Annotated in this window: 10 protein-coding genes and 1 riboswitch; of the genes, 7 read left to right on the forward strand and 3 right to left on the reverse strand. The window is 45.1% G+C overall.

The features are described 5' to 3' along the window. Positions 1–83: 83 nt before the first annotated feature. The gene (locus tag LIQ05_RS18735) at positions 84–1,124 is read right to left on the reverse strand and encodes an anthrax toxin lethal factor-related metalloendopeptidase (protein WP_226822864.1); all 1,041 of its coding nucleotides are present in this window, start codon (positions 1,122–1,124) and stop codon (positions 84–86) included. Between the two features lie 167 nt (positions 1,125–1,291). Next, positions 1,292–1,375: riboswitch (cyclic di-GMP riboswitch) on the reverse strand. A 241-nt stretch (positions 1,376–1,616) separates the two neighbouring features. Here LIQ05_RS18735 and LIQ05_RS18740 point away from each other — a divergent pair. The 7 genes from LIQ05_RS18740 to LIQ05_RS18770 all read left to right on the forward strand — a co-directional run bounded on the left by LIQ05_RS18740 (position 1,617) and on the right by LIQ05_RS18770 (position 6,564). Continuing rightward, positions 1,617–2,546 (forward strand): transglutaminase-like domain-containing protein, encoded by a 930-nt coding sequence (locus LIQ05_RS18740; RefSeq protein WP_226822865.1) that lies wholly within the window; start codon positions 1,617–1,619, stop codon positions 2,544–2,546. Positions 2,547–2,613: 67 nt separating this feature from the next. Then, the gene (locus tag LIQ05_RS18745; protein ID WP_226822866.1) at positions 2,614–3,657 is read left to right on the forward strand and encodes a type II secretion system F family protein; all 1,044 of its coding nucleotides are present in this window, start codon (positions 2,614–2,616) and stop codon (positions 3,655–3,657) included. A 21-nt stretch (positions 3,658–3,678) separates the two neighbouring features. Further along, a complete protein-coding gene (locus LIQ05_RS18750; protein ID WP_226822867.1) occupies positions 3,679–4,029 on the forward strand; it encodes a hypothetical protein in 351 nt (116 codons plus the stop codon). Next, positions 4,026–4,514: a DUF4860 domain-containing protein gene (locus tag LIQ05_RS18755; RefSeq protein ID WP_226822868.1), complete on the forward strand. Its 489-nt coding sequence runs from the start codon at positions 4,026–4,028 to the stop codon at positions 4,512–4,514. The genes LIQ05_RS18750 and LIQ05_RS18755 overlap by 4 nt, the downstream gene beginning before the upstream one ends. 40 nt (positions 4,515–4,554) lie before the next feature. Beyond that, positions 4,555–5,016, forward strand: a complete 462-nt coding sequence (locus LIQ05_RS18760; protein WP_226822869.1) for a hypothetical protein — start codon at positions 4,555–4,557, stop codon at positions 5,014–5,016. After that, complete coding sequence (locus tag LIQ05_RS18765) at positions 5,013–5,489, forward strand: hypothetical protein (protein ID WP_226822870.1); 477 nt, start codon at positions 5,013–5,015, stop codon at positions 5,487–5,489. Before LIQ05_RS18760 ends, LIQ05_RS18765 begins: the two co-directional genes overlap by 4 nt. Positions 5,490–5,493: 4 nt before the next feature. Continuing rightward, complete coding sequence (locus LIQ05_RS18770; RefSeq protein WP_226822871.1) at positions 5,494–6,564, forward strand: type IV pilus twitching motility protein PilT; 1,071 nt, start codon at positions 5,494–5,496, stop codon at positions 6,562–6,564. 151 nt (positions 6,565–6,715) lie between these two features. Here the strand turns inward: LIQ05_RS18770 and LIQ05_RS18775 are convergent, their stop codons facing one another. Both LIQ05_RS18775 and hisC read right to left on the reverse strand, forming a co-directional pair. Then, entirely contained in the window at positions 6,716–9,310 is a 2,595-nt protein-coding gene (locus LIQ05_RS18775; RefSeq protein WP_226822872.1) for a C1 family peptidase, read from the reverse strand. 118 nt (positions 9,311–9,428) lie between these two features. Further along, on the reverse strand, positions 9,429–10,493 hold the full coding sequence (gene hisC, locus LIQ05_RS18780; RefSeq protein WP_226822873.1) for a histidinol-phosphate transaminase: 1,065 nt from the start codon (positions 10,491–10,493) through the stop codon (positions 9,429–9,431). Positions 10,494–10,688: the final 195 nt, after the last annotated feature.

Below are 10,688 nucleotides of genomic sequence, written 5' to 3' on the forward strand. Positions count from 1 at the left end.
AACAGGTACAAAAAGGGAGATGCGAAAAAACTCAATCGAGTTTTTTCACATCCCCGTGATTACTTTTGAAATTTATGTAGGATTTAGTTCCAGTATGGTCCGTAAATCTTCTGAATCTTAGCGATCTGTGCATCTGTGATCTGATTCAACGCATTCTGAACAGCTGCATAGGTCTGAGGTCTTGTGCTCTTCAGAGCTGCATTGTTCAGGATGTAATCCTTAACAGACTCTGCAAAGTACTCGGAAGCATTCTGTGTTACATATGCTTTATTGAATGCGGTAACTTTGCTCTTTTCAGCTGCATAAATGCTCTGGAAGCTTGAAGTTCTGTCTGCGTTTCCAGCAATGAATGCAAGGAAATGTCCAAGTTCATGATATACAGAATCATCAATCTGTTTCATTGTAATGGATCTGGATCTTGCTTCAAAGTATCCGGAATAGTTAACGGACGGATCAACAACCAGCTTGAATCCTAATTTCTGGAATGCAGAAAGTACACGGCTGTCCATCTTGCCTGCAACGGATGTTACGTTTGCTTCGTACTTGGTCTTGTTTGCTGTTGCAGTAGAAGCTGTGGTAGGCTTCACTGTTGTAGTAGTTGCTGGTCTCTTTGCAGTTGTACCAGAAGATGTGGTATTGGCTGCTGCTACATTTGTAACGGTTACCTGCTGAGTTGTAGTTGTCTGAACAGTTGTGGTAACCTTGGAGGTAACCAGTTTCTTTTTGGATTTCTTGGTATATTTCTCAGTTGCTTTGGTTACAACTGTTTTCTTTGTTGCTACGGTTGTATTTCCAGAGGTCTTGGAAGAATTGGAAACCTTGGTAGTTGTTTTCAGCTTCTTGGTGTAGCTCTTCTTGGAAGCTTTTTTCAATTTAACGGTTTTCTTCGTTGTCTTGGTTCTGCGTGTGGTCTTCACTGAGGTCTTCGGCTGGGAAGCTAACGGAGTCTCTTCCTCCTGAATGGAGGTCTCCATTACAGGATCTGTATAGCTTGGGAATTCCGGGGCCTCTCCGGTTCCTGAGAATAAGGAAACACCACCGATCACAGCTGCAAGTGCTATAGCCGCACAACTGGAAACGATTTTCTTACTTGTGAACCACTCTGTTAATTTCTTTCCTTTCATATATATACACACCTTTCTTGAACGATAATGGATTCTGACTGCCGCTTTCCAGAAACAGGTTTCTCAATTTATGGTAATAAAAAAACCGTTTATCAGATTAAATAAACGGTCGCCACAAATAGAAGACTTCTGTCTCCTGTCATTATCACATCACAAATCAATATCAATGCGGCAACCGGCTGTCATAGTCAAAAGACCTTAGACCCTTGGCTTTGCGTCCCCGCCTTTCGACAGGTTTGCCTTTAATTACATTCATATAATAAATCATTTTCCGATGGTTGTCAACGATAAAACCCAGTAAAAAATCACCAAATTTTCAATAAAGAAACACGAAACAAAGCGCCCCCATAAACAAAAGACAAATCCTCTCGTACCTGACACAAGAAGCAGTGTTTGCTTCGCAAACTGAACTTCTCTCTTCCTTTTTTGACATAATCTGCTATACTTATTTCTATAAAATAAATTGTAACTATTGTATAAAGGAGCGGCACTATGTCAGATCGAACTTCTGCCCTTCCTCTTTGCTTACTTTTCATCTGCCTTGCCCTGTTTTTAATACCTGGATGCGGCGGCAGCGGTAATTCCGTTTCTTCTGAAGAGCCTCCCGTTTTTTCCCCGCTGCAGGTTCTGGTTCCGGAAGCCCCTGGAACAAACACCATAGGATATTCCCCGTTGATACTGGATATCTCCAACATCAGCCAGGGATATCTGACCGCTATTAGCGATAGCAATGGCACCACCAAGAACATTCAGCTTTCCGCAGATGACGGCGTTGTTTATTCCTATTTCATAAACTCCGGTGACAGTGCTGTCATACCTTTTACCAGTGGAAGCGGCACTTACCAGGTTTCCTGTTATGAACAGGTAAACGGCAGCCAGTATGCTGCACTTTTTGCCCAGGCCTTGGAGGTTTCCCTGGAGAATGAATTTCTCCCGTTTTTGTATCCGAACCAATATGTAAATTTCACCCCTGACTCGGAAGCCAGCAAATTAGCCCTTTCTCTTCTGGCAGAGGATGCTACGGAACAGGAAAGTATTGATGCCGTTTTCCAGTATGTAACCCAGCATGTTACCTACGACGAGGACAAAGCGGTCACCGTCGAAACAGGCTATCTTCCCGATGTAGACGAAACGCTTTCCACCGGGAAGGGAATCTGCTTTGATTACGCAGCCCTGATGACAGCAATGCTGCGAAGCCGTGACATCCCCTGTAAGCTTCAGATTGGTTATGCTGGTGACATCAAGCATGCATGGATCGATGTTTACATCCGGGGAAAAGGATGGGTGGAGCATGCCATTACCTATGACGGAGAGAAATGGAACCGCATGGATCCAACCTTTACCGCCAACAGCGAAGACGAAGAGCTTATCAATTCCTATATCGGTGACAGCGAGAATTATACCTTGCAGTTCACCCGATAGTACTACAATAATATGGTTCCTGTATTTTTGTGGAACCTGCCTGATGTTTTTTCAGAGAGGATTTTATATGATTACCAAGTTAAATAACCGGGAGCTGTTCCAGTTCTGCGAGCAATTTTCCATTATACTACGTTCCGGAATGTCCACCATTGAAGGACTTGCGGTCTTAAATGATGACAACCAGACAGACCGGGGCAAAGAGATTTTAACCTTTCTTTATAAAGACATGGAGGAATCCGGTTCCCTGGCACATGCCATGGAAGAATCCGGGGCTTTTCCAGCTTCTATGACTGCCTATGTCCACACAGGTGAAGAAACCGGCTGTCTGGATGAGGTTATGAAAGGACTGTCCGCTTTCTATGAAAAAGAAATCCAGATCACAGACCAGATCCAGAGTGCAGTCACCTATCCCCTTGTTATGCTGGGTATGATGACTGCTGTTATTGTGATCCTTCTGATAAAGGTCCTCCCGGTTTTCCGGCAGGTTTTCCGCCAGCTTGGACTGGAAATGAGTGGAATCTCCGGAGCCCTTCTTGGAATGGGCGAAACGCTCAGCCGCTATTCCACTGTATTTCTTGTTTTTCTGATCACGCTAATCGGCTTCATCCTTTTTCTTGTTCTTCATCCAAAGGGACAGGAGTTGATCCGCAAAACCGTCTACCGTTTTCCAGGAATGAAAGAAATCCCGGTGAACTTAGATTACAGCCGTTTTTGCCAGTGCATTTCCATGGGAATCCGCAGCGGACTTTCCCCGGAGCTTTGTGTGGAGCTTGCAAACGCTATTGTCACCCAGACCGAGATCAAAGAAAAGCTTACCGCAGCCCATAAGCAGCTCTCCCAGGGATATGGATTTACAGAAGCCATCACAGAGTCCGGGCTTTTTAAGACCATGGAGCTACGCCTGATCTCCCTTGGTTTTCAGGCTGGCGCATCCGACGAAGTGATGGAAAAGCTTGCCGAACAGTATGAAGAGAAATCCGTAGGCTCTATTTCCCATATTGTGTCTATTTTGGAACCAACAATCGTGATCGTCCTTTCCCTGCTTGTGGGTCTGATCCTTCTTTCTGTTATGATGCCGCTTTTGGGCCTGTTGTCTGAAATGATCGCGTAACAAACGCAAGGGAGGATAAAAATGGATATCTTTGAAACCAAAGGAACGCATGTGAAACGGATTTTCCGGAGTCTTATTCCGGTCTTATCCACAGTGATCCTCTGCTTTATCTTCTATCTGGGGATTGCCCATACACAGGCAGATTCCCTGGAAAAAGAACAAATTACTTTAACCCAGGCGCTGGAAGGCGGTGCCATCCGCACTTATGCCCTCACAGGCCGGTATCCCCAGAGCCTGGACGAATTGCTTTCCGATTATCATATTACCTATGACTCTGAGAAATTTGTAGTAGAATATGTTCCAAACGGATCCAATCTGCTGCCATCCATCAGTGTACTTCCGGTAACTGCCCGAAAAGGAGGTACCAGATGATCTCCAGTTTTAGCCAAAAGAACCACAGCATTGATTCACTGGCAGCCCTGCTGCTCTTTGCAATGTATGTACTGTTTCTTTTATTTCTGCTGCTTTTTGGTGCCGGGAGCTATCAGGCCTCTGTAAAAAGCCTGGATACTAATAACAGCCTTTATACCGCTGCCTCTTACATCACTACCAAATTCCGTCAGCATGATGTTCCTGGAAAAATTTCCCTTACAGAGATTCAGGGAACACAGACTCTTTGCTTTCAGGAAGATATTAAGGGCAAAGCTTACTGCACTTATATTTATTTTGATGGCAGCAGCTTAAAAGAGCTTTTTACCGCAGAAGGTTCCCAGGCAGATCTTTCCATGGGAACTGACCTGGCACACCTTCAGAATTTCCACATAGAAACTGTGGAAAACACTTTTTACAGGATCACATTAACAGACACAGACGGACATAGCTCCTGTTTTCTGCTTCATCCAGGCATTCCAATCTGAGGCACAGACTTTTGAATTATATTCTGAAAGGAAGTTCTTCATGCAAAAAATTACTACCCATTCCAAATCCGGTCTTTTTCTTATGGAAATGATATTTGTCCTTCTTTTTCTGGGACTGACCTGCGGTGTCTGTGTGAAACTGTTTGCAGCCTCCTATACCGCAAGGGTAAACGCCCGGGAGGACTCTCATATCCAGGAACTGATCACCAGCGCAGGTGAAATTCTGGAAGGTACAGATGGCACTGTCCAAAATTTTCTTTCCCTGATGCCAGACGGAGTTGCAGATCAGGACAGTATTTGCTATTATTTTGACAAACACTGGCGGAATACTTCCCAGGAAGCCGCAGTTTATAAAATGATGGTGGTCTGCTCTGCTTCTGCCAATACCAAAGAGGTTCAGATCACGTTTGTAAAACTCCGCAATGCCAATGAGGAAACCAGTCTTTATACACAAACCATCCGTTTTCCTATTTTGACAGCAAAGGAGGAATCGGATTCATGAAAGAAAAAAAGAATCTTTTTTCCGCAACTGGAATTCCATCCCTGTTTCTGATTTTCGGAGTGCTTATGCTGGTGATCCTTTCCCTGCTGGGATATGGTACTTCCAGGCAGGATCTGCGCGCCAGCACCCTTTCCCTGGAACAGACCACAGCTTATTATAATACCTGCAGTGAGGCAGCTGATTTTTATGCCAGACTGGTTCAGGCCTTAGAAGAATTTCAGGCGCAGACCCAAACAGATAGTACCTATTACCAGCTCGTTTCTGATTATCTGGACTCACAGGAGAATATACAATGGGATCCAGATGAGCATACAGTCAGCTATGTGAAAGCATTTTCTGATACACAAAGTCTGGCTGCAAAGATTTCTGTATTCCGGACAGACCACAATACAGCCAGGATTCTTTCCTGGAACACCGTTGTAACTGCCGACTGGAATCCAGATAACAGCCAGTCCGTCTATAAAGGAGAATAGTTTTATGGAAGAAAAAGTAAAGGCCTTTCTCCAGCTTGCCACTGAGAAAAAAGCCTCTGACATTTTTATTATTGCAGGTCGTCCCCTTTCTGTAAAAATCGACGGAAAGCTCTGCACTCTGGAGGGATTTGAGGAACGGCTCATGCCCCCTGAGACAGACGAATTTATCCGGATCATCTACAAGCTTGCCCATGGCCGAAACATCCAGCCTATGCTGGAATCCGGAGACGATGACTTCTCCATGGCAATACCCGGACTTTCCCGATTCCGTGTAAATACATACCGCCAGCGTGGTTCTCTTGCTGCTGTCATCCGTATCATTGCCTTTAACCTGCCAGATCCCCAGGATCTGCATATTCCACCAGCTGTTATGGAAGCTTCCGATCTCACTAAAGGCATGGTTCTGATCACCGGTCCTGCCGGAAGCGGAAAATCCACAACTATGGCCTGCATCATCGACCAGATCAATCATAGCAGGGAAGGACATATCATCACTCTTGAGGATCCTCTGGAATACCTGCACCGCCATGACAAATGCATTGTCAGCCAGCGTGAGATCTGTACTGATACTGCCAATTATCTGGTTTCCCTGCGCGCTACCCTGCGCCAAAGCCCGGATGTGATTCTTCTTGGAGAAATGCGTGACCATGAAACCATCCAGACTGCCATGACTGCTGCCGAGACTGGTCATCTCATTCTTTCCAGCCTTCATACCACCGGGGCTGCCAATACCATCAGCCGTATTATGGATGTTTTTGAACCAAGTCAGCAGCACCAGATCGCCATTCAGCTTTCCATGGTACTGCAGACTGTTATTTCCCAGCAGCTGGTACCAGATGTAAATGGACACAATATACCGGTTTTTGAAATTATGAGGCTGACCCCGGCCATCCGAAATATGATCCGGGATAATAAGATTTACCAGATTGACGGCGTCATCGCATCCTCGTCACAGGACGACATGCGTTCCATGGATAACAGCCTGCTGCAGCTTTACCGGAACCGCCAGATTACCAGGGAAACAGCCCTGAAATATTCTTCCAACCCGGAAATGTTAAAAAGGAAGCTCATGTAACGAGCTTCCTCTTTATTTACTCTGGAAAAGAACTAAAAGTCTATACTAACATAAGGCCTTGGAGCCTGACACACTGACAAGCTCCATCCTGCGAAGCGAGTGTGAAACATGGGGCGTGTGTTCTATCTCATTTACGCTATTCTTCAAATTCTCAGCGTTTCGTCACAGTCCTAAACGCCTTATATTTACTCTTCACTATGCCAGTAGGTTCTTTTACATAGGCACGCACATAATACGTATATTTTTTCCCCTTCTTCACCTTCGTGTCTGTCCAGGAAGAGGTACTGCCCTTCTTAATTGTAGCGGTCAGCGTATATTTGCCGCTTCCAGTTTTTCGGTAAATATAATAACCATCACATTTTTTCTGCGCTTTCCATTTTATCTTCAATCCCTTTTTCACATTTGATACTGAGGAAATAGTCTGTGTGGACGGCGCCGACTTATATTTTCCGCTTGACTTATAACTGCTTGCCACAGTTTTTTTATTCACGGTACAGCAGGCTCTTACTGTGTATTCATACACTATGGCTGCTTTGATCTTTTTGTCTTTATAAGAGGTAGTCGCAGCCTTTTTTATAGTGGATATTTTCGTCCATTTTCCAGAAGAAGTTTTCCGGTAAACCACATAGCTTTCGGCTCCAGAGATCTTATTCCAGGAAACAGTGTTATAACCGCCAGAAGAAACTTTCACAGAAACAGACGGTGTGGAAAGTGCTGGTTTCACAGCTCTTTCCACGGTAAAACCGGAATATTTCGCAGTTCCGTTTACCATGCTGTAAGCACGAAGCTTATAGGTATATGTAATTCCAGGCTTCACAGTGGTGTCTGTCCATGTACTGTAGTTCCAGGACAGGGTTGTCATCTTCTTGTATTCCCCGCCAGATTCTTTCCGGTAGATCTGATAACCGGAAACTCCAGATGCTTTCATCCAGGTCAGACCGATCCTGTTATAAGCTTTGGCGGATGCCTGCATGGAGGATGGCTTCTGCACCGTTACTACACTGCCAAGGGTTCGTGTATGGGCTTTAATTCTGGCACATGCGCTAGGACTGGTCTTGGAAAAATCATTCCAGCCGCTTTTCTCATGATAACAGAAACTCTGGTTTTCCCTCAGATCCGCATTAAATCCCACCCAGTCATAGGCACTGTTAGTCTCACACAGATAGTCTACAGCGTAAGAGCCTATATTGGTAACTACTACGGAATACAAAGTGCCACTCATCAAATTCACTTCCGGAACCTTCACGGTAGAAATGCCGGCATGCTCCTGATAAAAGGTAACAGGGCTGCTATAGGCTGGTGTTCCACTCACTGGATTACTCTTATCCTCCAGATTGGTATAGATCTGAATGCTGTAGGAACCGCCGTCTGTGTAGGTAGCCAGCACCACCTCCCCCAGCGCCTCTCCCTTTCCGTTTCCTGCTTTTGCCTGAAAAACATTGGAAACAGAGGAAATCCCACTGCTTCCTGAAGGATACAGTTTTAGTTTGCTCAGCGCACAGGAACCGTCATAGAAATAATTGTTTCTGTACTTCGGGCTTATAGTAGCTTCTGCAGCCACAATGTTATAGTTGCATTTATTCTGGTAGGAAATGTAGAAGTAACCGCCGTCCCCCCAGTCATCTCCCCAGCTGTTTCTTGCGATCCATGCTCCATCAGAAGTTACCTCGCTGTCTTCGTTGAAATTTTCCCTGGAAAAATTATCGTCCCAGCCTACCAGTGTCACCGCATGGTTTACTCCCGCACTTCCCGGATAACTGTAGGCATACATATGCGGATTGTAATAGCTGTCATACATGCCAAAAGACATGGAAACAGAGCCATATTCTAAGATCAGGTTCTTAATATTATTTACAGAGTAAGAGGAAAATGCAGCATTTTCCAGGTATGCCGTTGTTTTGTATGCCATGCTGGGATCTGGTACTTTCTCAGAATCCAGTGTGTGGTCTGCATTGGTCTCATAGGGGACCTGGGACTCCAATGCCATGCCGCTCCAGGTACTTAAAAAGATGGCAGCCAGAGTCTGGTTTCCACCTTCCCGGTAGGAATGCTGAACCTCGTTCCTATCATTGGCAGTATTTCCCAGCGGGTCGTTCTTTCGGTTTGCAAAAAAGTAGGCCAGATGTTCTTCTGACAAATCAAAAAGGCCAGCTCCGGCTCTTTTGAAGGATATTTCCAGATTGGCAGCCAGCGTGTACGCCCAGCACATATTGGAGGGCTTCTGGTTGCGGACTGGAAGAGAAAGACTGCTTCTTGGATCATACCGTGCCGGGTAGGACGCAGCTCTTGCCGCGCCTACACTTCCCGTATCCCCGTTCCCATTGCCAGAAGGAGGATCCACATAGCTTAAAAGCTCCAGTTCCCGGATAGGCTCTAACTGGGCTTCGATTTCCTCATCAGTAAGACCATTCTCTTCTATGGAATTATCATCTTCCGGGGACGGGTCACCGGAATCCAAACTGCTGAATCCAGAAGTCTGTTCCTCAGCTTCTCCGTCAGAAAAGCCATCGTCACCATCGGGAGCCTGAATATCTTCTGCATCTGAAAACCCATCGGAGGCATCGGCAGAATCAGCAGAGGCAAACGTATCCTGCTGGTCTGTCTCAGTACCACTTTCATTGCTGTCTTCCCATGCGGTATTTCCATCCACGGAGTCAGTGGCCCAGGCCGGCATTCCGGTGAAAACCAGGGAGCCTGCCAGAAGAAGGCTTAAAACTTCTTTTTTTAACAACTTGTTATATTTCATTTTTACTCCTGGTTGTCTGGCGATATCAATGCCAGAAAATTAATAAGAGTTAATATCAATATCATCCAAGCGCATTCATATTATAGCTGCATACTGAGTTACATCGTCAATTACTGTGCTATTTCCGGTTTGTGAGATATATTTTTAAAAACTGAATCAATTTCTCCATTTCTTTCTGTGTTCCCACTGTGATACGCAGATAATTGTCAATCCTTGGTTTCGGGAAATATCTTACATAGATATGTTCTTCCCGGAGTGCCTCAAAAATCTCTTTTGCAGGACAACTGTTGTGAGATGCAAAAATAAAATTGGTCTTGGAATCCGGAAATGTGAAGCCAAGAGTGGACAGTTCTTTCTTGGTCCATTCTCTTGTGGACATGATCTTCCCGCATGTCTCTGTGAAATATGCTTTATCCTGGATTGCAGCCACACCGGTAGCAAGGGTAGTGCGGTCCATGGTGTAGGAGTTAAAGGAATATTTCACGTCGTTCAGGAATTTGATCAGCTGTGGATTTCCGCAGGCAAAGCCGATACGCATGCCTGCCATGGAACGGGATTTTGAGAAAGTCTGTACAACCAGAAGATTGTCATATTTCCCAATCAGTTCCAGGGCTGATTTTGCTCCAAAATCTACGTAAGCTTCGTCTACGATCACGATCACGTCTGGATTATGCTGAATAATTTCTTCGATGTCACCAAGTGGAAGTTCTACTCCTGTAGGAGCGTTTGGATTGGGGAAAATGATTCCACCGTTTTCCCCGAAGTAGTCTTCTTTGCGGATGCAGAAGTTCTCATCAAGAGCTTTGCATTCATATGGTATCCTGAAAAGGTCTGCCCATACGTCGTAGAAAGAATAGGTAATATCGGGGAAAAGGATTGGTTTGTCCGAGTTAAAGAAGGTGAGGAAGCTCATTGCAAGTACATCGTCTGAGCCCACGCCTACAAATACCTGCTCGTCTTTCAGGCCATAATTCCGGGCAATAGCATGTACCAGGCCGCCAGCTGTGGGATCTGGGTAAAGACGGAGTGCATCCGGTTTGATTCCATGTAATGCTTTTTCCACGCCTGGTGCAGGGGGATATGGGTTCTCGTTGGTATTCAGCTTGATCATGTCGGGCTGATTTGGCTGCTCGCCTGGGGTATAAGGTATTACTTTACGAATGTTTGCTTCCCATGTATTCATTTCGGTCCATCCTCGCTTCTTCGTATTTTTTATTATAGTTTTCCTTTGAAAAAGATCTGTAGTATGCATGTTTCTGTATAGTTATAAGTATTTTACTTTTTTATAGAAAGTTTGTCAAATTATGATTGCCAAGCACCTTATTGCTATTTTGTGGGTTGAAAAGTTCGTCGAAGAGGGACGCATTCGGACAATGGG

Origin of the sequence: Blautia glucerasea, from assembly GCF_020537505.1 — a bacterium.
Classification (GTDB): domain Bacteria; phylum Bacillota; class Clostridia; order Lachnospirales; family Lachnospiraceae; genus Blautia_A.